The sequence below is a fragment of the Gulbenkiania mobilis genome, from assembly GCA_004346645.1.
GTDB lineage: Bacteria > Pseudomonadota > Gammaproteobacteria > Burkholderiales > Chromobacteriaceae > Gulbenkiania > Gulbenkiania mobilis.
In genome coordinates, this window is the sequence record SMDA01000006.1 from 67415 (window position 1) to 89235 (window position 21821).

Below are 21821 nucleotides of genomic sequence, written 5' to 3' on the forward strand. Positions count from 1 at the left end.
TAGAAAATCAATCGGGCGAACGGAGCGCAAAACCATATTCGCCGCCTTTTTCCAGCGCCCGCTGGTAGGCGGGGCGATCGCGGATGCGGGTGAGAAAGGCACGGATGGCCGGGTAGCGCTCTACCTGCTGCATGCTAGCCGCTGCCGCCTCCAGCGGGAAGCTCATCTGTATGTCGGCTGCCGTCAGTTCGTCTCCGGCGAACCAGCCGCTGGTGGCCAGGCTGGTTTCGATGTGGGCGAAGTGCTGGGCCAGTTGTGGCTGCAGATAGCGCTCGCTCACGCTGCGGGCGATCATGCCGGTCATGGGCCGCAGCAGCACCGGCATCGGCGGATGCGACAGGCGCGAGAACACCAGCTTCATCAGCAGCAAGGGCATCAGCGAGCCTTCGGCGTAGTGTAGCCAATAGGTGTACTGCCTTCTTGCCGGGGTGCCCACGGCCGGCTTGAGCCGGCCAGCCCCGTAGGTGTCGACCAGGTATTCGATGATGGCGCCCGATTCTGCGACGGTGATGTCGCCATCGGTGACGACCGGTGCCTTGCCCAAGGGGTGCACGCCCTTCAGGGTGCGCGGCGCGAGCAGGGTTTCCGGGTTGCGCTGGTAGGGACGAATCTCATAGGGCACGCCCAATTCTTCGAGCAGCCACAGGATGCGCTGCGAGCGCGAGTTGTTCAGGTGGTGGACGGTCAGCACGGGGGTTCCTTGTTGCAACATACGGGGGCATGCTAAACGAGGCCCTCTGCCCTCACCAGCGAGCGCCGTCGCCGTACAGCATGGCTGAAGGCGTACAATGACGCCAGAATGCGTGAAAGGGCCGGCCAAGAGCCCCCCACCACACTGTTTACCAGCAGGGCACGATCATCCGTGCTCAGGGAGCCAGCCGATGAAGACGCTCAACGAACACCTGATCCAGTATGCGGCCTACCATCGCGACCGCCGCAACATTCTCACCCACTTCTTCGGCATCCCGCTGATCGTGATCGCTGTCGCTGCGCTTCTGGGCCGTCCCCAGTGGGCGCTGGGGCCGCTGTTGTTGACGCCGGCGCACGCGGCCGTCCTCGCCACGCTGGTGTACTACTTCCGGCTGGACCGAGGCTTTGGCTGGGCGATGCTGGCCTTCATGGGGTTGGCACTCTGGGCAGGGGTGGCGGTGGCCGCCATGCCCACCCCACTGTGGCTGGTGGTGGCTGCCGGACTTTTCCTGATGGGGTGGATGCTGCAGTTCCTGGGTCATCTGTTCGAAGGGCGCAAGCCGGCTTTCGTAGACGACCTGATCGGCCTCTTGATCGGTCCGCTGTTCATCGTGGCCGAGTGGGCGTTCATGCTGGGCTGGCGGCGCGAGGTAGCCACCCAAATCGAGGCGGCAGCGGGGCCGGTGCGCCAGGGGCGCAGGTTGAAACTGCCAGCCTGATCCGTTCTTGCAAACGCACGGCCCCGGTCCAGCCAGGACCGGGGCCGTGTTCGCTTTGTAGTGCTGCCTTACTTCTGTTTGAAGGTGAAGGCGGTGGATGCAGCTTTCTTGGACGATACGGTCAGTTTGCGGGTCTGCTCTTGACCGTTGACGGCGGCCGTGACGCGATAGCTACCGGCCGGTAGCTTGGCATACAGCAGCGGGCCGGTGGAAACGGTATCCAGAACCGTCTGACCCTTGGCGTTCACGACGCGCACCTGCACGTCGGCCAGATATTCGCCGGTGGGTGCGGCAAAGGTCAGCTTAAGGTTGTAGCCGCGGGCGCTGTTCATCGCCTTCTGCGAGGCATCGCCCACCCCCCCGGAGATGTACTCCACCCCTTGCTCGGAGGTCATCGGCTTGGGCAGTAGCGACTGGGTGTCGGGAACACCTTGGGCCGGCATTTTCCCAGGCTGGCCTTGCATCTGGCTCTGTTGCCCGTGCATCGGGGTATGCGGCTGCTGTGCTTGGCTGCCCTGACCATGCACTTGCCCCTGCGAGGCAGGCTGGCCTTGGCCGATACGGTAATCCTGGGTATTGGTGCCACCTTGACCATTCGTGGTAGTGGTGACGGTGTCGGTGGTGCTGTACTGCTGTACCGGCACACCGCCGGGCTGGGCAACTACGGTACCGTCCGGCAGCACGCTGACGCTGGACGGGTCCACCGGGGTGAGGGTGGTGGTTTCGCTCACCACCGTGGTGGTGGCCGAGGCGGCCATTGCGGGGCCTGCGGCCAGGGCCATCAGGGCAGCGATGGTGAGAGTTTTTACGGCAGTCATCGGTTTTTTCATCGGTCGGTTTCCTTTCTTGTCAAAAGACATGCCTTCCCGGGCGTGCGCAGCACGGGAAGAGACGGCAGAAAACCATTGGCAAAACCGATGCCTGCCAGCCATGGCCGTAGAATAAACCCTTAAGGATCAGCAGGCTGGCGGGCAGACGAAGCAGGCTGAGACATGTCCACGCTGCGCGGGGGGCGCCGGGTGAGTGCGAGAAAGCGTGCCAGTGATCGTGGGGCAAAGCGAGGGGTTCGGTATTGATAAGCGGATGGCATAGCACGGCTTCGGCCAACCAGAGCCGGCGGTTCAACACTATCTCCACGGCACTGTCCGGATCGTTGAAGGCCGCCAGCAGCGTGACGGCCACCGGGGTCAGACCCCGAATGATGCAGGAGCCCGTCCGCCGAGGCCAGGCGCAGCCTCTTTACTTCCAGCACATCGGAAAGTAGCCGCAGGTCGGCAGTGGCAGTGGCGGGAAGCGCGCGCAGGAAATGGCGCCGTCCCTTGACCTCGCAGAGGAACAGGTTCTTGGTTTCGGCCCCCGGTAGTTCCGGCGCGAGGTGCCACGCGTCCTCGCAGGTGTAGACCGGCGGATGCTCGAAGCGGCTGTACGTCAGCCCATGCAGAGGCAGAAAGCGGGCCAGGGCGTCTTTCATGTCGCAAGCACTAAGGCCGGCGTCTTGCGCCGGTGCGCCCGTGGCCGGTACGGGGCGCTGCTTTGGCACGGGAGGCCGAAGGTGCGGCTGGCCCGGCTTCCAGCGGGTGCAAATCCTCCGTCGCAGGCTCGGTTACCATGGGCAGCGGTGCCTGCAGTGGGATGGGGGACTGATGAGGGAGACGGTGCCCCGGGGGCTGCACCGGTAGCGGTGCCGAAGCCTCCCTTAGCAAGGGCTGCCCGTGGGCAGGTTGGCTACCGGCCAGCACCAGCAGCATCAAAGTGGGAACAGGTTTCATGATGGGGTCGCTTGGGCGGCAGGGTCCGATGCCTCCAGCGTAGTGTGAGGCCGCCGTGCCGGCCAGTGAAGCACCCCGAAATCAGCCAAAGGCAGGAGACGCAGGCCGCACTCAGGCAGGCTTACGTGTGGAAACGGCTATGCCGGCTTCTGAGGCAGGACAGACATTGGCTGTCCATGCCCGGCGGGCCGGTGCCGTACCTCGGCATCCCTCTCGCCCAGAATGGCCCCTCCCTATGCCCAGCCGGAAGACTGTATGTTTGTACGGTGACGGCTTAATTTTGAATCGGGCCGGCAGCGGGCGCCGGGTAACCGCGAGCGTTCCGGCACGTTCCGGATGGGCCTGTCGGGCAGGGCGCCGTGCCGTTGCCCCCACCGTCTGGGCGCCGGGTGGGTGCGCACCGCACGAAGCGCTTCGGCCAACGTGGCTAGGCAGGGATCGTCGGCGCTGCGGGCGGAGCAGGGGCGATCGTCGTTTGCAGATAGTCCACCAGTCGGCTGACCTTCGGGGGCAGGTAGCGGCTGCGTGGCCAAGTGGCCCATATTCCGTCTTCCAGCGTATAGGCCGTCAGCACCGGCACCAGCGTACCGGCCTCGATATGGCGTGCCACGTAGTAGTCCGGCAGCTGGATCAGGCCCAGGCCCTTGAGTGCCGCATCCACGAGTGCAGTGCCGTTGTTGCAGCGCAGGCGGCCCGACACCCGCATTTCGTGCAGCCGGTCGCCTACCGAGAAGCGCCACACATCGATGGTGCCTACCAGGCACTGGTGGCTCGACAGCTCGGATAGCGTGTGCGGTTCGCCGTGGCGGGAAAGATAGTCGGGTGCGGCGCAGACATGATGGATGCGGCTGGCCAGCCGCTTGACCGCGAGGGAAGAGCCATCCATCGGGCCCAGGCGGATGCCCAGATCGAAGCCATCGGCCACCAGGTCGATCTTGCGGTTGTCGAGGATGAGTTCGGCTGTTACCTGAGGGAAGTCCAAGAGATAGCGGTGCAGCACCGGCGCGACCACCGTCTCGCCGTAATACACTGGCGCCGTCAGGCGCACGTGGCCGGTAGGGCGCGTCTGTGACTGTGACAGAGCCTGCTCGGCGGCCTGCAGCCCATCCAGCAGCGGTCGGCAATGCTGGTAAAACAGCTGGCCCGCTTCCGTCACGCTGACCTTGCGGGTGGTACGGTACAACAGGCGCGTGGCCAACCGGGCCTCCAGCGCCGAGATCTGGCGGCTGACCTGAGCCACCGACACGCCGAGTCTCTGGGCAGCGACGGTGAAACTCTGTGTCTCGACCACCGTCACGAATTCTACGATCCCTTCCCAGTGCATCATTTTTACGGTACCGAAAAAATATCTTTCTGTCCGCCCGGATTGTTTCCCGGCCGGCGCTTTCTACAATGAAAGCCCATCCACAAGGAGCCCCGCAGATGAACATGATCAAAACCCGTGCTGCCGTAGCCTGGGCGCCCAACCAGCCGCTCTCCATCGAAGAGGTAGACCTGATGCCGCCGCAACGCGGCGAGGTGCTGGTGCGCATCGTGGCCAGCGGCGTTTGCCATACCGATGCCTACACCCTGTCGGGCAAGGATTCCGAGGGCGTGTTCCCCTGTATCCTCGGACACGAGGGGGCCGGCATCGTGGAAGCGGTGGGCGATGGGGTTACCAGCGTGGCAGTGGGCGATCACGTGATCCCGCTTTACACACCCGAATGCGGTGAGTGCAAGTTCTGCCGCTCCGGCAAGACCAACCTATGCCAAGCCATCCGCGCCACCCAGGGCAAGGGCCTGATGCCGGACGGCACCACCCGATTCTCCAAGGACGGCAAACCCATCTACCACTACATGGGCACGTCTACCTTCAGCGAATACACCGTGCTGCCCGAGATCGCACTGGCCCGTATCGACCAGTCCGCCCCCTTGGAAGAGGTATGCCTGCTCGGCTGCGGCGTGACCACCGGCATGGGGGCGGTGATGAACACCGCCAAGGTCAAGGCTGGCGACACCGTGGCCATCTTCGGTCTGGGCGGCATCGGTCTGTCAGCCATCATCGGCGCCCGCATGGCCGGGGCCAGCCGTATTATCGGCATCGACATCAATCCCTCCAAGTTCGAGCTGGCCCGCAAGCTGGGTGCCACCGACCTCGTCGACCCGCGCGAGCACGACCAGCCCATCCAGGACGTCATCGTCGCGATGACGGATGGCGGCGTGGACTTCTCCTTCGAGTGCATCGGCAACGTGCAGGTGATGCGCTCTGCCCTGGAGTGCTGCCACAAAGGCTGGGGCGAATCGGTCATCATCGGCGTGGCCGGTGCGGGCGAGGAAATCTCCACCCGACCGTTCCAGCTGGTCACCGGTCGGGTATGGCGGGGCTCTGCCTTCGGCGGCGTGCGCGGCCGCTCCGAACTGCCCGGCTATGTGGAACGCTACCTCAAAGGCGAGTTCCAGCTGGACGACTTCATCACCCATACCATGCCGCTGGAAGAGATCAACACCGCCTTCGACCTGATGCATGAAGGCAAGTCGATTCGCAGCGTGATCCATTTCTGAGGCGAGTCTGGCATGAGCACACTGGAATGCCTGTCCAGCCAGCGCGCCTTCGGCGGCTGGCACAAGCGCTACCGGCATCGGTCGGTTTCTACCGGGACCGACATGGTTTTTGCCGTCTACCTGCCGCCGCAGACCGCCGAAGGCCGCAAGGTGCCGGTGCTGTACTGGCTGTCGGGGCTAACCTGTACCGATGAGAACTTCGCCACCAAGGCTGGTGCACAGCGGGTGGCCGCCGAGCTCGGGCTGGCTCTCGTCATGCCGGACACCAGCCCACGCGGTGCGGAAGTGGCGGATGCGGAGGGCTACGACCTGGGCCAAGGGGCGTCATTCTACGTCAATGCGACCGAGGCGCCGTGGTCGGCACACTACAGGATGTACGACTATGTCGCCACCGAGCTGCCCGCGCTGGTGGAGGCGCACTTCCCGGTGACGGCGCAGCGTTCGGTCAGCGGCCATTCCATGGGCGGGCACGGTGCGCTGATGCTGGCGCTGCGCAATCCCGGACGTTACTGCTCGGTCTCGGCGTTCTCGCCCATCGTCAACCCCTGTGACGTGCCCTGGGGGCAAAAGGCCTTTGCCGCCTATCTGGGCAACGATCGCTCGGCCTGGGCGGCGTACGACAGCATTCGGCTGCTCGCCACCCATGCTGTCTCACTACCGGCGCTGGTGGACCAAGGCGAGGCCGACAGCTTCCTGGGCGAGCAATTGCAGCCTGAGGTGCTGGTCGCCGCGGCACGGAAGGCGGGCTGGCCGCTGGAGTTACGCATGCAGCCAGGCTACGACCACAGCTACTACTTCGTGGCCAGTTTCATCGAGGCGCATCTGCACTTTCACGCCCGGCATCTGTACGCCGAGCGCTGAAGCGTCGCGTTGCTCAAGGGCCTGTGCGAACGGGCCCTTCTTCGTTCTCGAGTTGGCCGAAACCTTCGGCCAACCCTGCGGGCGGCTGCCACTTCTACCGGGCAGCCGCCTCCGCCTGCACGCTGGCCTATGCTGCGGACGCGGCCAAACGCCGCCGCTGTGGTAGAGTCGCGCCCGTCAGATCGTGGAGATGCAACATGGAATCGGTAGTCCGCTTCATTCTGGAAATCGACAGGCTCAAAGGCGTGACGCGCAAGACGCGCCCGCTGGGGCTGGACAGGCAGGAAAACTCTGCCGAACACAGCTGGCAGATCGCACTGTTGGCCGCCTCGCTCGCGCCGTATGCCGACTCGCCGGTGGACATCGACCGGGTGATCCGCATGCTGCTGCTGCACGACATCGGTGAAATCGAAACTGGCGACACCATCGTCTACGCCGAGGAGGGATGGGAGGAGCGCAAGGCGGCCGAGCTTGCCGCCGTCACACGCATATTCGGCCTGTTGCCCGAGGCACAGGCCGCAGAGTTCCTGGGGCTGTGGCACGAGTTCGAGGCTGCCCAGACGCCGGAAGCACGCTTTGCACACGCGGCCGATCGGGCCATGCCGGTGCTGCTGAACCTGGCCAACAACGGCCAGAGCTGGCGCGAGAACGGGATCAGCCATGCGCGCGTGGTGCGCCGCATCGGCCCGCCGATCCAAGCCGGCTGCCCCCGGCTGTGGGCGTATCTCGAAGCGCAGCTGGAAACGGCACGCCAGCAGGGCTTGTTCGGCGCCTAGCGCCCGCCGCCTTTCAGGCAGCCCCCGCCTTCAGCGTAAATGGGCGCAAGCGGGTGCGTAGGCGGCGCGCCGGCTTCGGCCAACGCTGTGAGCCGTCCAGGCCAGCCGGACCATGAGGGCGGCCTTGAGATCCCTGGGCTGCTCGGGGCAGGCGCAAGGCTTGCTTCTGTGCAGCGCAGGCCCCGTCCGGGGCGTGCCTGTCTGCCACCTCAAGGAGTATCCATGCAAGAAGCCGCCAAGCCCACCGTTGCCGTTCCCGCAGGCATGGATGACGAAACCCTGGCCTTTGCCCAGCAGGTATTCCAGCTGGTGCGTCTGGGTGATGCCGTCCGTTTGCGTCCTCTGCTGGGAAAGGGGGTGCCGCCCAACCTGCGCAACCAGCGCGGAGACAGCCTGCTCATGCTCGCCTGCTATCACGGGCATCTGGAAACCGCCCGCGCCCTGCTGGAGCATGGCGCTGATCCGGAAGTGGCCAACGACATGGGGCAGAAGCCGCTGGCCGGCGCGGCTTTCAAGGGCTTTGTGGACGTGGTGCAGCTGCTGCTTGATCACGGCGCCGATCCGGAAAGTGCCTCACCGGATGGCAAGACGGCGCTGATGCTGGCGGCGATGTTCAACCGGGTGGACGTGACTACGCTGCTGCTGAACCATGGCGCCGATGCGGCGGCCCGCGACCTGCGCGGCGCTTCCGCGCTGGATGCGGCGCTGGCGCTCGGAGCGCCTGACACGCCGGCCCTGCTGGCGCGCTATCTGCCTGCCTGAGCGGCAGGCTGTTCTTTCCTTACAGCCGGGTGATGACGCTGTCGGCTGGCAGGCGGGATTTGGGCAGGCGTGCGTTGAAGTCCTCGGCGCTGCGCTTGCCCAACGCCACGATCACCGCACTGACGAGGCCACGCTCGCGCAAGCCCAGCGCCTCATCCATCACCTTCTGGTCAAAGCCCTCGATCGGGCAGGCGTCGATGCCCAGCGCTGCCGCGCCCAAGAGCAGCGTGCCGACCGCGAGATAGACCTGCTTTTCCATCCAGTGCTGTGCATCCCGTAGTTCGAATCGGTGCATATTGACGAAGTGTGCGCGGCCTCGCTGCTGGCCAGCCTGCGCGGCTTCGTCGGCAAAGCGGCCGTCGCGGGCCTCCTGCGCCAGCACCGCATCAAGGTGGGCATCGTCTGCCATCGCCCGCGTGCAGAACACCACTACATGGGAGGCATTGCGCACTTTGGCTTCATTGAAGGCATAGGCGCCTGCTGTGGCGCGCGCCACACGGGCCTTGCCTTCGTCGCTGGAGGCGATAAAGAAATGCCAGGGCTGCAGGTTGGTGGAGGAGGGGCTGAAACGCAGCAGCGTTTCGATCTGGGTTACCTGCTCTGCGCTCAGGCGGAAGGTGGGGTCGAAAGCCTTGGTGGTGTAGCGGCGGCAGGCCAGTTCAGCAATGTCCATGGTTCGGTCTCGTGTGATTTGCAATGTTGGTCTTGGCCGTCCGGCCAGGCCGGACGGGACAGGTGCTATCATCGTCTTATTGTTCAGATTGAAAAACTGCCATTCTTTTTAACCACTTTCATGCTGGATTTGAAAATGCAGGGCTTGCAGGATCTGGAGGTTTTCGTTCGTGCAGTCGATGCCGGCAGCCTGTCGGGGGCAGCCCGACAGCTGGGAGTAACACCAGCGGCGGCCAGCGCTGCGGTGAAGCGTCTTGAAGCTGAGCTGCAGGCCCCCCTGCTGGTGCGCTCCACCCGCAGTCTGCGGTTGACGCCGCAGGGCGAGCTGTTCCTCGCCCATTGCCGCCAGGCGCTGGAGCTGCTGGCCACCGGACGTGACGCTGTGCAAGGTGGGCAGCAGGTGATGCGTGGCTTGCTGCAGCTGTCCCTGCCGTCGGATCTGGGCCGCAACGTCATCCTGGCTTGGCTGGACGCCTTCCAGGCGCAGCATCCGCAGGTCACACTGCGCGTGCAGCTTTCGGACCGGCTGGCTGATATCTACCGGCAGCCGGTGGACCTGGCGGTGCGCTATGGTGCGCCGTCGGACTCCAGCCTGATCGCGCTGCCCCTGGCGGCTTTCAACCGTCGGGTATTGTGTGCCGCGCCCGCCTACTTGGCCCGTGCCGGCTATCCAGGCACCCCCCACGAGCTGGAGCGGCACAATTGCCTGTGTTACATCCTGGGTGAAGAGCTGCACAGCGTCTGGCGTTTTGAGCGGGAAGGCGAAGTGGCGACGGTGACGGTGCGTGGGGACCGCATGGCCGACGACGGCGAGGCCGTGCGGCGCTGGGCGGTGGCAGGGCATGGCATCGCCTACAAGTCGGCGTTGGACGTGGCCGACGACCTGCAGACCGGCCGGCTGGTGCGTTTATGTGGGGAATGGCAAGGTGAAGCGGCGCCGCTCAACCTGCTGTGCGCCGACCGGCGCCAGCTCAGCCCGGTGGTACAGGCGCTGCGCGGCTTTCTTACCGAACGGCTGGCCCGGCGGGCAGCCGGCACGGTACCGGCAGCGCCCCCTGCTTCGGCCAACCCTGAGGCGGCCTTCCCCGTTGGCGGCTAGCCGGCCGAAGGCGCAGCCCCGGCGCTCGCCTTGCGGCGCAGCAGGCGGCTATGGTCGATCAGCCCGGCCGCCCGCGCCCGCAGCTGCCCGCAGCCGCCTTCCACCTCTTGACCCGCCGAGTCGCGGATCTTGGTAAGAATGCCATGGCTCTGCAGGTACCGACGGATGGTCTCGATGCGGGCGCTGCTGGGGCGACGGTAGCTGTCGCCCACCACGCTGTTGTAAGGGATAAGGTTGAGCACGCCGTATCGGCCTTTGAGCAGGCCTACCGCTGCATCGAGCTCTTCCTGAGTGTCGTTGATGCCGGCCAGCAGCGTCCACTGGTACTGGATGGGATAGTCCACCAGACGGGCATAGGCTTCACCCTGCGCCACCAGCGCCTCGGGTGTGATGCGCGGCGCGCGTGGCAGCAGCTGAGCACGCAGGTCGGCCCGCGTGGTGTGTAGCGACAGGGCCAGCGCCGGCCGCACCGCCAGCGTCGGCAGCCGCTGGAACACCCGGGCGTCGCCCACGGTCGAGAACACCAGGTTCTTGTGGCCGATGTTGCCGTCGGTGCCAAGCAGCTGGATGGCCTCCAGTACGTTGTCCAGATTGTGGGCCGGCTCGCCCATCCCCATGAACACCACCTTCTTTACCGGACGCAGCCGTCGCGCCAGCGCCACCTGCGCCACGATCTCGGCACTGCCCAGCTGACGCAGCAGGCCGCTCTTACCGGTCATGCAGAAAGTGCAGCCCACCGCGCAGCCTACCTGGCTGGAAACGCACAGGCCGTCGCGTGGCAACAACACGCTCTCTACCAGTTGGTCGTCGGCCAGAGCAACAAGCAGCCGCAGGGAGCCGTCCGCGGCCGCATGCTGCGCATGGATGCGGGCCAGTGTGTCCAGAGTGTGGCTCACCTGTGGCAGGCCTTCGCGCACCACACGCGGGAAATAGTGCTCGCCCCGCTGACGCAAGGTGCCGTGATCGAGCGGCAGCCCCTTGAGCCAGGCGCGGGTGATGCGGCCGATATGGCAGGGTCGGGCACCGATGTCGGCCAGTGCCTGGTGGAAATCCTGGATGCGCATGTGAATACGGGCAGGGCGGTGAGGATGACAGGCGCGCAGGATACACCAAGCACGCCACCGCTGCAGACGTGGCCCGCTCTTGCTCGGTTTGCGCTCAGGCGCGTCGGCCGTACCGCAGCCCCCATACTGTTGCCAGCACGGCCAGACCCAGCACGAGAATGGCGAGGCTGAAGGTGTAGGCCAGCGCGTGACGCAGCGCGAAGGCGGAGGCGTGCGCCGGGTCCCGGCCGCCTGCTGCCCCGGCAAAGGCCGACCCCATCAGCGTAGCCCCGGTGATCAGGCCCAGATGGCGTGCGAGGTTGAGCAGGCCGCTTGCCAGCCCACGCTGCGCCGGGCCGGCAGTGCCCAGCACTTGGGTGTTGTTGGACGTCTGGAAGAATGCGTAACCGCCTGTCAGCCCGGCCAAGGACAGCGCATACCCCAGTGCTCCGCCTGTTGGGGCCTGCAAGACCAAGGCCGCACACCCCCCGGCCATGCCGGCAAGCCCGGCCAGCGCCATGCGCGGCGCACCCAGCCGGTCCACGCAACGTCCGGCAGGCCAGGCGCACAGAGCCGCCACCAGCGGGCCCAGCGCCATGACCGCGCCAAGCGGTGCGGCCTCCAGCCTCAGGGCGCCCGACAGGTAGAAGGGGCCGGCCACCAGCGTGGCCATCATTACACTGGCAACTGCGGCGCTGGTGACCAGCCCGCTGGCTAACAGCGGATCTCGCAGCAGGGCCAGTTTCAGCAGCGGATGCGGGCTTCGGCCAAGGTGAAGCACCAAGCCCGTGCCGGTTGCGACTGCGCACGCCAGCAGCATGAGGCGTGGAGCGGCAGGGGCTTCGGCCCGCGCTGTCATGGCCAGCGCATAAACTGCCAGCGTAGCTGCGAGGAGCAGGCTGCCTCCCCAATCGAACGGCGTGGCCAGCTGCGCACGCGGCAGGTCGGGTGGCAGGTGAAGCCACAGCAGGCCCCAGGCCAGCAGGCCCAGCGGCACTTGGGCCAGGAACAGGGCCTGCCATCCGCCAAGCGCGAGCAGGGCTCCCCCTACGGCCGGCCCCAATGCCGTACCCAGCGCCGATACCGTCCCCAGCAGCCCCACTATCCGGCCCGCCCGCTCCGTCGTCACCAGCGCATGGGCGGCGGCCAGGCTGAGTGCCATCATCACTGCCGCGCCCACCCCCTGCAGGGCCCGCGCGCCGATTACCACCGGCAAACGCGGTACTGCACCAATGGCCGCCGACAGCGTGAAGAGCGCCACGCCGGCCAGCAACAGCCGCCGTGGGCCGGTGAGGTCCCCCAGACGGCCCGCGCTGACGATCACCGTGGTCAGCGCCAAGAGATAGGCCACCACCACCCACTGCACCTGGACAAATGGTGCGTGAAAGGCGGCTGCCAGCGCGGGGAGGGCTACAGGGGCGATGCTGGTACCCAGCGAGGACAACAGCGATACCAGCGCCAGGCTGGTCAGCGCCGCCCGTGGAGGGCGTAAGGTCGGAGGAAGAGAGGGTAGGGTCATGGGTATCTCCGGACGCGGGAAGAATCGGAGCCCCCAGCGGGGCCACGCCCTGCGGCCTTTTCCGCTGCAGGGTTGGCCGAAGCGTAAGTCGTGGCCAGTGCGGGCGGAAGACGCATGGATTGCAAGTGACACCTGCGTCCGGTGCACGCATGAGGGCAGGGTGCTAAGCTGTCGCGATGACCTCCCCCGACTTCAACCTTCTGATCGCTCTGGAAGCGCTGCTGGACACCGGCAGCGTGGCCGGAGCCGCCCGGCGACTGGGTCTGAGCGCTTCTGCGATGAGCCGCACCCTGCAGCGGCTGCGCGACACCACGGGCGACCCCTTACTGGTGCGCTCCGGACGGGGCCTGGTGCCCACGCCCCGGGCGTTGGCTTTGCGTGCGCGCGTGGGTGGACTGGTCCAGGAAGTCGGCCAGATGTTGCGCCCGGCCGCGCCCTTGGACCTATCCACCGTCCGGCAACGCTTCACCGTGCTGTGCAGCGACGGATTCGTGGAGAATTTCGGCGCCGCTCTGTTGGCTCGGGTGGCCGCCGAAGCGCCAGGCATTCATCTGCATTTTCGCCCCAAGGGGCAGCGCAGCAATGCACCCTTGCGCGAAGGGGCCGCCGATCTGGAAATCGGTGTGGTCGGTGCCACCACTGCGCCCGACTTCCATGCTCGTGCCCTGTTCCGAGACCGCTTCGTTGCTGTTGTCAGGGCCGGTCATCCACTGGACAAGGCAGGGCTCACCCCGACCGAGTACGCTGCAGAACGCCACGTAGTCGACGACCGTCACGCCCCGGCGCAGGACCCGGTGGATGGCGCCCTGAGCGCGCTGGGGTTGGCGCGCACCATCGTGGCCACGGTGGGCGGCTTTGCCCCGGCGCTGGCACTGGTGCGCGACGCCGGTCTCGTGGCCACCGTACCCGAGCACCACACCCGCCATCTGCGGCAGGGTCTGTCGGTCATCCCCTTGCCCGTGGCCCTGCCGGACATCACGGTGTCGATGTTATGGCCGCCGCGGCTGGATGCAGACCCGCTCCACTGCTGGCTGCGTGGTGTGGTACACGCGGTCTGTGCCGGCTGAGAGCCTGCGTCCGCATGCCGTCATAAAGGCGCACAGGGACAGTCCGCTTTCGAAGAGCGCGAGCCGTACCGTGCCGCTTGCTACAATCTGCCCCATCCTTTCGGTTTCTCATTCCATGCGCATTCTTCACACCTCCGACTGGCATCTGGGCCAGCATTTCATGGGCAAGACCCGGCATGCCGAGCATCAGGCCTTTATCGACTGGCTCGTTCGGCAGGTGGACGCACACGCGGTGGACGCCGTGCTGGTGGCCGGTGACATCTTCGATACCGGCGCGCCCCCCAGCTACGCGCGTGAACTCTACAACCGGCTGGTAGTGGACTTGCATCGCGCCGGGGTGGCACTGCTGCTCTTGGGCGGCAACCACGACTCGGTGGCCACGCTGGAAGAGAGTCGTCCTGTGCTGTCGTGCCTGGGGGTGACGGTGGTGCCCGCCCTGGCTGAAGACCCGGCCCGGCAGGTGCTCACCCTGTGCCGGCGCGATGGTTCCCCCGGGGCCATCGTCTGCGCCATCCCTTTCATCCGTCCGCGCGACGTGCTGCACAGCCAGTCGGGCCAAAGTGCGGAGGACAAGCAGCGCGCGCTGCAGGAAGCGATCCGCCATCACTACCAGAGGGTGCACGACCACGCGTGCCGACAGCGTGAGGCGCTGGGGCAGGCGCTGCCGATTGTGGCCACCGGGCACCTGACCACGGTAGGCGCCAGCGCCAGCGAGTCGGTGCGCGAGATCTACGTGGGCAGTCTGGAGGCTTTTCCGACCGCTGCCTTCCCACCGGCCGATTACATCGCACTGGGGCATATCCACCGACCGCAGAAGGTGGGCGGGCTGGACCATGTGCGTTACTGTGGTGCCCCGATTCCGCTCAGCTTCGACGAAACCGGCCAGCGCAAGGAGGTGCTGCTGGTGGAGCTTCAGACGGGAGCCCCGGCACGCGTGCATCCACTGGAGGTCCCGTGCTTCCAGCCGCTGGCGTCGGTACGCGGCACGCTCGCCGAGCTGGAGATCGCCATCCACCAGGCCGCAGGCCTGGCCCTGCCGGAGAAGCCGGTCTGGCTGGAAGTCACCGTTCGGGGCGACGATTACCTTTCGGATCTGCAGGCACGGGTGCAGCAGATTGCGCAAGGGCTGCCAGTGGAAGTGCTGCGCCTGCGCCGGGAGCGCACCCAGACGGCCGGGGCATTGCACGCCGCCGAGCGCGAGACGCTGGACGAATTGACCCCGTTCGAGGTGTTCGACAAGCGAATGGCGCAGGAGACACTGGACGAAGCCCTGCAGGTACGGCTGCGTGCGTGCTACCGCAGCGTGGTGGACAGCCTGACGGAGGGCGCAGCATGAAGATCCTTACTCTGCGGCTGAAGAACCTCAACGCGCTCAAGGGCGAGTGGAAGATCGACTTCACCCGCGCGCCCTTTCGCGACAACGGGCTTTTTGCAATCACCGGCCCCACGGGGGCGGGCAAGTCCACCCTGCTGGACGCGATCTGTCTGGCGCTCTATCACGAAACGCCACGCCTCAAGACGGTTTCTGCCTCCACCAACGAGATCATGACCCGTCATACCGCCGATTGCCTGGCCGAGGTGGAGTTCGAGGTGCAGGGCCAGGTGTACCGGGCGTTCTGGAGCCAGCGCCGCGCACGTGACAAGGCCGATGGCCAGCTGCAGGCACCCAAGGTGGAACTGGCGGATGGCAACGGCACCATCCTCACCACCCACATCAATGACAAGCTGCGGCGCATGGAGTCGATTACCGGGCTGGATTTTGGCCGGTTCACCAAGTCCATGCTGCTGGCGCAGGGCGGGTTTGCCGCCTTCCTCAACGCCAGCGCCAATGATCGTGCCGAGCTTCTGGAGCAGCTGACGGGCACCGAGATCTACGGCCATATCTCGCAGCGGGTGTTCGAGGCCGCCCGCAGCGCCCAGCAGGCGCTGGAGCAGCTGCGCGCCCGGGCCGAAGGGGTGGAGCTGCTGTCGGACGAACGCCGTCAGGCCATGCAGCAGGAAGTGGGCGAGCGGATCGGACAGCTTGCCACTCTGCAGGAGGCGCTGGTCCGCACGCAGAGACTCCGGCAGTGGCGGTACGATCTGGAGCAAGCAGAGCAGGCGTTGCGGCAGGCAAGGTTGGCCGAAGCCTCCGCCGAGGCTGCCCTGCACGCCGCGAGCCCCCAATTGAAGCCTCTTGCCCAGGCTGCCCCTGCCGAAGCCTTACGCCCGCTCTACCAGGCATGGCAGGATGCCACCACATGCGAAGCCCGCACGCGCGCAGCCTTGGTTACCGCCGATGCGGCCCTGCAAGATGCACAGCAGCAGGCGCTGGTCGGCCACTGGCAGGCCAAGGCCGTGGCGGACGCCCTCGCCGCCGCAGCCTGCGCACAGCACGGCCGCGCCCGGGATGCGCTGGCGGGGGAGGAGGCGTGGCTGAAGGCCCATGCACACTTCGGTGTGTTGGGAGAAGCGCTGAGCGGCTGGCGCAGCCGTCACGAACAGATCGAACAGGGGCGCCAGCAGCATGCACACCTGCTGGCCCAGCTTGAGGCCCAAGCAGACACCCTGGCCGGTGCCAAAGCGCGCCTATGCGCACAGCAGCAGACCCTGCAGGCCGCCCAGGCCGCCCACACCCGCAGTCAAACCGGCGTCCGCTCCGCCGAAGCGGCAGTGGAGGCGCTGCTGTCCGGCCGGTCACTGGCGGCTTTGCGGACGGCGTGGCAACGTTGTCAGGGCAGGGTGCAAGACTGGCAGCAACTCGTGGAACTGGCTGCACAGCTACGCCAGCAAGCCGCACGACAGGCGCAGGCGGCTGCACGGTTGGCCGAAACCCGGCAGCAGCATGCGGCCGGCCAGGTGTCGCGTGAAGCACTGCGGCTGGCGTACCGCCGATTGAAGGAGCAGGTGGAGGACAAGCGCCGCCTGCTGGAGCAGGAGCAGCGCATCCAGAGCTTGGAGGCCCATCGTGCCCGCCTGCAGCCTGGAGCAGCCTGCCCGCTGTGTGGGGCGCTGGACCATCCGGGCATCCAGGCATATCAGGCGCTGGATGTTTCTGCAACGGCGCGTGCATTGCAGGAAAAGCAAGACCAGTTGCAGCAGCTGGAGGCCCGCGGGCTGGCTGCTGCCGGCGAGGTGGCCCGGCTGGAAGGCCAGCTGGCACAACAACAGACCGAGCTGGAGACCTTGAAAGCCAGCCTGGACCAAGCACACGAACGCTGGATGACGCTGGCCGGGTCGCTGGGGGTGGAGGCGGAGCAATGGCAGGGCGCCGAGCAGCTGGCCCAGGCGCTGCAACAGGCACGACAGGACGCCACCCATAGCCAGGCAACGCTGCAGCAGGCCGAGGCTGCGGAACAGGCCCTCGGCGCTGCCCGGCAGCAGGAAGCGCATTGCGCCTCCGCCCTGCAGACGGCGCACAGTCAGCAGGCACTGCTGCAGGAAGGTGTCACCCATGCCGCCAGTCGCCTGGCCGACCTGCAGGCACAGGCCCATGCCACCGGCCGCAGCCTGCAGGAGGCTGAGGCCGATTTGCTGCAGGCGATTGCCGGGCAGGGCTTTGTGATCGAAGGCGAGATGGCGCTGTGGCTACAGGCCCGGCAGCACGACTGGCAAAGCTGGCTCGCCCGACAGCAGGCACGACAGCAATGCGCTGCCGACCTGCTGCGCCTGCAGGCCGCGGCCACACAGGCCGAAGACGCGGCGCAGTCCTGGCAGGCCCGTTGCGAAAAGCTCGGGATAGGGCCAGCCGAAACGGTCCGCCCGGGCGAAGTCACCCCGGCGGTGCTGGCTGCCTGCAGCGACCAGGTCGAGACCCTGACCGCCACCGTGTCGCGGCTGCAGGGCCAGCAGGCGCAGTTGCAGGCCGACCTGCAGGCACAGCAGCAGTCCGCCAGCCAGGCTCGAACGGACTGGCTGGCAGCGCTGGAGGCCAGCCCGTTTGCCGATACCCCTGCTTTTCTGCAGGCCCTGCTGCCTGCCGAAGAACGACGCAGGCTGGAAACATTGCAGCGCGCGCTGCACGATGACCTTGCTCGCAGTCAGGCGGTGCGCCAGGCCGCAGAGACTACGCTGGCAGGCCTGCAGGCGCAGGCCCTTACCACGATGGACCTGCCCACGCTCGATCAGGCCCTCGCGGACCTGGATGCGCGCCGTCAGACGCTCTCTGGCGAACAGGGGGCCCTGCAGGCCCTGCTGCACGAGGATGCCCAGCGCCGGCAGCAGCAGTCTGTGCTATGGCAGCAGATCGCCCTGCAAGCGGAAGAGGCCGACATCTGGCAGCGGCTCAACAGCCTGATTGGCTCACGCGAGGGAGACAAGTACCGGCGCTTTGCCCAAGGGCTGACGCTGGATCACCTGCTGCACCTGGCCAACCGGCACCTGCTGCGTTTGCAGGGCCGCTACCAGCTGCGCCGCCGGACCGGGGGCGAGCTGGAGCTGGAAATCGTCGATACTTGGCAGGCAGACGTGGCGCGCGACACCCGCACCCTGTCCGGCGGCGAGAGTTTCCTGGTCAGCCTGGCTCTGGCGCTGGGCCTGTCCGATCTCGTCAGCCACAAGGCTTCCATCGATTCGTTGTTCCTCGACGAAGGATTCGGCACGCTCGATGCCGAAACGCTGGACGTGGCGCTCGACGCACTGGATGCGCTCAATGCCAGCGGCAAATCCATCGGCGTGATCAGCCATGTGGAGAGCCTGAAGGAGCGCATTGCGGTGCAGATAAGACTGAAGCCCTTGGGTGGAGGCGGGTTGTCAGTGCTGGAAGTCGGCTGACCTGAGGCCTCTCTAACCTCGATAACGTGTAGACCGGCTGCTGTGCCGCGCGGTGGGCTCACGGCCGGGCAGGGGACGCGGAGGGGCGTGGTCCTTTGTCCGGGCCGGGCGATAACTGTGCTGTATAAGTTATCGCCAGCCTGCGCCCCCGTGCTTCCTGCCAAGGAAGATCCAGGCCCTGCGGCAGGGCTGCAGCCGCTGCACCGGTACAGAACACCTGCCACCTTTCCTGCGCACGGTGCTCTCCTGCAGGCTTCGGCCAACCTTTCGGTTTCCGCCCGACTTCTGCCCGCCCTGCGCTCTCATCCGCTATAGCACGCCCCATCCGGCTTGCCGGGCTTCACTACGCCAAGCCCAACGAATTGTCGGGTGGTGCGATGTTTTCTGCTCCTGTCATTTCTTTGCCGAAACACAAACAAACTTCAGAATGGCGGTTTTAAAAGACACTACTGTCCCAAAAAGAAAACCGCATGGCGCATTGATGTCTTTTTGCGTTGTTTAAAGCAAAATTAGGTTTTTAGAGCCGGGTCTCGGCAAATGATATAGCGTAGCTATATGATTGAATCCGGAACGGCAGTTTAATGGTTATTTATAAGATGATAAATACGTAGATTCAGCAATGACGGACCTGTACGCATCTGGAATTATGATCCGGATCTTTTTTTAAGAAACCGTGTTGACAATGCCTGGGTGGCCGCTCATAAAATCCCGCCACGTCATACCCACCGCCCGTAAAAACGTGGCAAATGTCGATAACGTAACGGGTGGCGTGCCTGGCACGCCAATTACCCCACTCACATCAATCAGGTGATCATCTCATGAGCGGCTATAACGCAGTCCTGGCAAGAAATACTGAAAAAGCCCCCAAGGCCATCGGTCCCTATTCGCATACCGTCGCCTTCTCGCATTACAACAACCTGTCGGCCCAATTGCCGGTCGACCCCGCTACGGGCAAGCTGGTCAGCGGCGGTGTGAAAGAGCAAGCCGAACAGTGCTTCAAGAACATCAAGGCCATCGTTGAGAGCATCGATCACGTCATGGACGACGTGGTGCGCATCACCATTTTCGTGAAGAACATTGCCGACCTGGAAACGGTCAGCCAGGTGTACAAAACCTTCTTCCCGATCTATGTGCCGGCGCTGACCACCGTTGCCGTGTCGGCTCTGCCGCTGAATGCGCTGGTACAGGTAGAAGCGCTGGTTTCCAACGGCGAAGGCACCATCCCCAATGCCCCCCAGGCCGGTGATCTGGTGAAACTGGCCCGCAATACCGAAGCAGCTCCGCAAAGCCCGCTGTCCACCCAGACCGTGGCGTTCTCGCATTACAACAACATCACGGCCCAGCTGCCCATCGATCCGAAATCCGGCAAGCTGGTGGCAGGTGGTGTCAAGGAGCAGGCTGCGCAGTGCTTCCGCAACGTCAAGGCCATTCTGGAAGGCATCGACGTACCGTTTGACGACATCGTCAAGATCAACGTGTTCCTCAAGAACCTGGCCGACATCGATGCAGTGAACGAGGTTTACACCACCTTCTTCCCGGATTCCGCCATCGCCCGCGCTGTGGCCTACATGCCTGCACGCACTGTGATCGCCGTGGCCGCCCTGCCGATGGACGCCCTGGTGCAGATCGAAGCTGTGGTATCGCATGGCGACGGCACCCCGCCTCAGGCTGTTGAAGACCGTCACGGCATCGTCATCAAGCCGAACAACACCGAGGCCGCCCCGAAGAACCCGCTGTCCACTCAGACCGTGGCCTTCTCCCACTACAACCACATCTCTGCCCAACTGCCGCTGGACGTGAAGACCGGCGCACTCGTCGCTGGTGGCGTAAAGGAACAGGCCGCACAGTGCCTGCAGCACATCAAGACCATCGTGGAAAGCATCGGCCACGTCATGGGCGATGTGGTCAAGGTCAACGTGTTCCTCAAGAACATCGAGGACATGGAAGCGGTGGACGAAGCTTATGCCGCCTACTTCCCTGGCGGTGTACCTGCCCGCCGTACCGTGGGCGTATCGGCCCTGCCGCACGACGCGCTGGTGCAGATCGATGCGGTAGTGTCGCACGCAGAAGGCACTGCACCGAAAGCCTGAGGGGTTCTATCGTGGTAAAGGGCTGAAAACGCAGCATCGCGTTTTCAGGGAAAGAAGCCGGATGATTCCGGCTTCTTTTTTTGATGAAAGGTATCTAGAAAAGTTGGAGTGATTCAAAACGATATCGCGCTAGCCCCTCTTTGCTTGGATGGCCTCGAGCATCGCGTCCCCGATTTCATGATCTCCGCCCTCCTTGAGCGCCTGACCGGCGCCCAGGATGTCACGGTTTTCCTCATCTTGCCCCAGCTTGCTCTTGCCAACGAGCTGGGTGATGTCGATCTGCACGCCGACGATTCGCTGCAGCAAGCCAGCGATGTAGTCGCCGGGGGCGTCGGTCATCTTCCACGGGGCGGGTTGCGACGCCTCGTGGGTGCGGGTCAGCCGGGCCACCACGCCCCTGACGAAGTTCTCATCATCGTAAAAACGGATTCTGCCGTAGGCGTGGGCGACGATGTAGTTCCATGTCGGCACTTGTCGATGCGACTCGTGTTTGCTCGGATACCAATTGGGCGAGACGTAGGCATCGCCCGCTCGAAACACCGCCAGCACTTCCGCGCCGCTCTCGACGTCCTGCCATAAGGGGTTGGCACGCGCGATATGCGCTCGCAGCACGCCGAGTTCGCCTTCGTTTGCCGACAGCTCGAACGGCAGATGGTTGGCGTCCAGCCCGTTTTGGCCGTACGTGATCAGGGTGCCGAGCGGATGCCGGGCTATGCACTCGTGCAGGACCTCGGTGCGAGACTCGTTGATATGAGCGGGTAAGTACATGTGTCGGTTCCATGCCGGGTTGGTAGGGGCTTGAATGGCGGGCCCGCGTGTTGTCCATCCGCCACTCAAGACTCGCGATTCGCTATCGCGACCAGCACGCTGAGGGCCAGCATGGTGACGCCAGAGCAACGGGACAGCAGCCGTTGCCGCGCCGCCTTAGCCGAGCCGGACGCGAGAATGCGGTTTGCCGCGAAAACGGCGATCAGATCCACCAGGCTATTCAGCAGCACGCAGACGGTTCCGAGTAGGATGAATTGCGGGGCCAGCGCGTGCTGGGTGGAAACGAATTGCGGGAGGAAGGCGAGGAAGAACATCGCTGTCTTCACGTTGAGCACTTCGACGACCACACCATCCCGCCATGCCTTGCGGGCTCCTGCGCGCGGGACGATGGGTGTTTCCAGAGGCTCTGTCTTGGACGCCAGGATCCGGATGCCGAGATGGACCAGATAGGCCGCTCCCAGTACTTCACGGCCGCGAAGGCGAAAGCCGACTGGGCAATCAGCAACGACAGGCCGAGCGCGGCCGCCAAGACGTGTACCATGCCGCCAACGGCGGTACCCAATGTGGATTTGATGCCTTCGGCCCGCCCGCCAGAGACAGTGCAGGCGACGACATAGGCGATGCCGGGCCCCGGGGTTATAGCCAACAGGGTGGCAGCGAGCAAGAAAGTCAGGGATGGCAGCATGGTCGGCG

The 21821-nt window shown here is 65.3% G+C and carries 18 protein-coding genes and 1 pseudogene; 10 read left to right on the forward strand and 9 right to left on the reverse strand.

The window, feature by feature from the left end:
• Window positions 1-7 precede the first annotated feature (7 nt).
• On the reverse strand, window positions 8-691 hold the full coding sequence (locus tag EV669_RS10205; protein ID WP_132098608.1) for a glutathione S-transferase: 684 nt from the start codon (window positions 689-691) through the stop codon (window positions 8-10).
• Window positions 692-881: 190 nt separating this feature from the next.
• Here EV669_RS10205 and EV669_RS10210 point away from each other — a divergent pair, with 190 nt between their 5' ends.
• Window positions 882-1409, forward strand: a complete 528-nt coding sequence (locus EV669_RS10210) for an Mpo1 family 2-hydroxy fatty acid dioxygenase (protein WP_132098609.1) — start codon at window positions 882-884, stop codon at window positions 1407-1409.
• Window positions 1410-1477: 68 nt separating this feature from the next.
• On the opposite strand, the gene EV669_RS10215 is transcribed toward EV669_RS10210, so the two are convergent.
• From EV669_RS10215 to EV669_RS10225, 3 genes are all read right to left on the reverse strand, one after another.
• A complete protein-coding gene (locus EV669_RS10215) occupies window positions 1478-2239 on the reverse strand; it encodes a hypothetical protein (protein WP_132098610.1) in 762 nt (253 codons plus the stop codon).
• 119 nt (window positions 2240-2358) lie between these two features.
• Entirely contained in the window at window positions 2359-2880 is a 522-nt protein-coding gene (locus EV669_RS10220; protein ID WP_318271417.1) for a YbaK/EbsC family protein, read from the reverse strand.
• Window positions 2881-3605: 725 nt separating this feature from the next.
• A complete protein-coding gene (locus tag EV669_RS10225) occupies window positions 3606-4505 on the reverse strand; it encodes a LysR family transcriptional regulator (protein WP_054286832.1) in 900 nt (299 codons plus the stop codon).
• A 101-nt stretch (window positions 4506-4606) separates the two neighbouring features.
• Here EV669_RS10225 and EV669_RS10230 point away from each other — a divergent pair, with 101 nt between their 5' ends.
• The 4 genes from EV669_RS10230 (at window position 4607) to EV669_RS10245 (ending at window position 8118) form a co-directional block, all read left to right on the forward strand.
• Window positions 4607-5719, forward strand: coding sequence for an S-(hydroxymethyl)glutathione dehydrogenase/class III alcohol dehydrogenase (locus EV669_RS10230; protein ID WP_342667727.1), 1113 nt, complete (start codon window positions 4607-4609; stop codon window positions 5717-5719).
• Between the two features lie 21 nt (window positions 5720-5740).
• Window positions 5741-6580: an S-formylglutathione hydrolase gene (gene fghA / locus EV669_RS10235; protein ID WP_404810867.1), complete on the forward strand. Its 840-nt coding sequence runs from the start codon at window positions 5741-5743 to the stop codon at window positions 6578-6580.
• A 197-nt stretch (window positions 6581-6777) separates the two neighbouring features.
• Complete coding sequence (locus tag EV669_RS10240) at window positions 6778-7356, forward strand: HD domain-containing protein (protein WP_132098612.1); 579 nt, start codon at window positions 6778-6780, stop codon at window positions 7354-7356.
• Between the two features lie 222 nt (window positions 7357-7578).
• Window positions 7579-8118, forward strand: coding sequence for an ankyrin repeat domain-containing protein (locus EV669_RS10245; RefSeq protein ID WP_318271418.1), 540 nt, complete (start codon window positions 7579-7581; stop codon window positions 8116-8118).
• 19 nt (window positions 8119-8137) lie between these two features.
• On the opposite strand, the gene EV669_RS10250 is transcribed toward EV669_RS10245, so the two are convergent.
• On the reverse strand, window positions 8138-8791 hold the full coding sequence (locus EV669_RS10250) for an oxygen-insensitive NAD(P)H-dependent nitroreductase NfsB (protein WP_054286837.1): 654 nt from the start codon (window positions 8789-8791) through the stop codon (window positions 8138-8140).
• Between the two features lie 135 nt (window positions 8792-8926).
• On the opposite strand from EV669_RS10250, the gene EV669_RS10255 reads away from it, so the two are divergent.
• Window positions 8927-9889, forward strand: a complete 963-nt coding sequence (locus tag EV669_RS10255) for a LysR family transcriptional regulator (protein ID WP_132098613.1) — start codon at window positions 8927-8929, stop codon at window positions 9887-9889.
• Here the strand turns inward: EV669_RS10255 and EV669_RS10260 are convergent.
• Both EV669_RS10260 and EV669_RS10265 read right to left on the reverse strand, forming a co-directional pair.
• Entirely contained in the window at window positions 9886-10953 is a 1068-nt protein-coding gene (locus EV669_RS10260; protein WP_132098614.1) for an RNA methyltransferase, read from the reverse strand. The two genes, EV669_RS10255 and EV669_RS10260, sit on opposite strands and share 4 nt — an antisense overlap.
• A gap of 94 nt (window positions 10954-11047) precedes the next feature.
• Window positions 11048-12451: an MFS transporter gene (locus EV669_RS10265; RefSeq protein ID WP_132098615.1), complete on the reverse strand. Its 1404-nt coding sequence runs from the start codon at window positions 12449-12451 to the stop codon at window positions 11048-11050.
• A gap of 176 nt (window positions 12452-12627) precedes the next feature.
• On the opposite strand from EV669_RS10265, the gene EV669_RS10270 reads away from it, so the two are divergent.
• The 4 genes from EV669_RS10270 (at window position 12628) to EV669_RS10285 (ending at window position 20360) form a co-directional block, all read left to right on the forward strand.
• A complete protein-coding gene (locus tag EV669_RS10270; protein ID WP_055433722.1) occupies window positions 12628-13518 on the forward strand; it encodes a LysR family transcriptional regulator in 891 nt (296 codons plus the stop codon).
• A 115-nt stretch (window positions 13519-13633) separates the two neighbouring features.
• Window positions 13634-14854 (forward strand): exonuclease subunit SbcD, encoded by a 1221-nt coding sequence (sbcD, locus tag EV669_RS10275; RefSeq protein ID WP_055433723.1) that lies wholly within the window; start codon window positions 13634-13636, stop codon window positions 14852-14854.
• On the forward strand, window positions 14851-18270 hold the full coding sequence (locus tag EV669_RS10280) for an AAA family ATPase (RefSeq protein WP_132098616.1): 3420 nt from the start codon (window positions 14851-14853) through the stop codon (window positions 18268-18270). Before sbcD ends, EV669_RS10280 begins: the two co-directional genes overlap by 4 nt.
• Window positions 18271-19088: 818 nt before the next feature.
• Window positions 19089-20360 carry a RidA family protein gene (locus EV669_RS10285; RefSeq protein ID WP_054286843.1) on the forward strand — a complete coding sequence of 424 codons (1272 nt, stop codon included), beginning with the start codon at window positions 19089-19091 and terminating at the stop codon, window positions 20358-20360.
• Between the two features lie 129 nt (window positions 20361-20489).
• Here EV669_RS10285 and EV669_RS10290 read toward each other — a convergent pair whose 3' ends face one another.
• Both EV669_RS10290 and EV669_RS14305 read right to left on the reverse strand, forming a co-directional pair.
• Window positions 20490-21128 carry an FMN-binding negative transcriptional regulator gene (locus EV669_RS10290; RefSeq protein ID WP_132098617.1) on the reverse strand — a complete coding sequence of 213 codons (639 nt, stop codon included), beginning with the start codon at window positions 21126-21128 and terminating at the stop codon, window positions 20490-20492.
• 65 nt (window positions 21129-21193) lie between these two features.
• Window positions 21194-21813, reverse strand: a pseudogene (locus tag EV669_RS14305) (LysE family translocator).
• Window positions 21814-21821 lie beyond the last annotated feature (8 nt).

What these genes read in the sequence shown, in the direction of transcription:
- EV669_RS10210 (WP_132098609.1), top strand. Translation starts at nt 882, where the DNA reads ATGAAGACGCTCAACGAACACCTGATCCAGTATGCGGCCTACCATCGC.
- EV669_RS10215 (WP_132098610.1), bottom strand. Translation starts at nt 2,239, where the DNA reads ATGAAAAAACCGATGACTGCCGTAAAAACTCTCACCATCGCTGCCCTG.
- EV669_RS10220 (WP_318271417.1), bottom strand. Translation starts at nt 2,880, where the DNA reads ATGAAAGACGCCCTGGCCCGCTTTCTGCCTCTGCATGGGCTGACGTAC.
- EV669_RS10225 (WP_054286832.1), bottom strand. Translation starts at nt 4,505, where the DNA reads ATGATGCACTGGGAAGGGATCGTAGAATTCGTGACGGTGGTCGAGACA.
- EV669_RS10230 (WP_342667727.1), top strand. Translation starts at nt 4,607, where the DNA reads ATGATCAAAACCCGTGCTGCCGTAGCCTGGGCGCCCAACCAGCCGCTC.
- EV669_RS10240 (WP_132098612.1), top strand. Translation starts at nt 6,778, where the DNA reads ATGGAATCGGTAGTCCGCTTCATTCTGGAAATCGACAGGCTCAAAGGC.
- EV669_RS10245 (WP_318271418.1), top strand. Translation starts at nt 7,579, where the DNA reads ATGCAAGAAGCCGCCAAGCCCACCGTTGCCGTTCCCGCAGGCATGGAT.
- EV669_RS10250 (WP_054286837.1), bottom strand. Translation starts at nt 8,791, where the DNA reads ATGGACATTGCTGAACTGGCCTGCCGCCGCTACACCACCAAGGCTTTC.
- EV669_RS10255 (WP_132098613.1), top strand. Translation starts at nt 8,927, where the DNA reads ATGCAGGGCTTGCAGGATCTGGAGGTTTTCGTTCGTGCAGTCGATGCC.
- EV669_RS10260 (WP_132098614.1), bottom strand. Translation starts at nt 10,953, where the DNA reads ATGCGCATCCAGGATTTCCACCAGGCACTGGCCGACATCGGTGCCCGA.
- EV669_RS10265 (WP_132098615.1), bottom strand. Translation starts at nt 12,451, where the DNA reads ATGACCCTACCCTCTCTTCCTCCGACCTTACGCCCTCCACGGGCGGCG.
- EV669_RS10270 (WP_055433722.1), top strand. Translation starts at nt 12,628, where the DNA reads ATGACCTCCCCCGACTTCAACCTTCTGATCGCTCTGGAAGCGCTGCTG.
- sbcD (WP_055433723.1), top strand. Translation starts at nt 13,634, where the DNA reads ATGCGCATTCTTCACACCTCCGACTGGCATCTGGGCCAGCATTTCATG.
- EV669_RS10280 (WP_132098616.1), top strand. Translation starts at nt 14,851, where the DNA reads ATGAAGATCCTTACTCTGCGGCTGAAGAACCTCAACGCGCTCAAGGGC.
- EV669_RS10285 (WP_054286843.1), top strand. Translation starts at nt 19,089, where the DNA reads ATGAGCGGCTATAACGCAGTCCTGGCAAGAAATACTGAAAAAGCCCCC.
- EV669_RS10290 (WP_132098617.1), bottom strand. Translation starts at nt 21,128, where the DNA reads ATGTACTTACCCGCTCATATCAACGAGTCTCGCACCGAGGTCCTGCAC.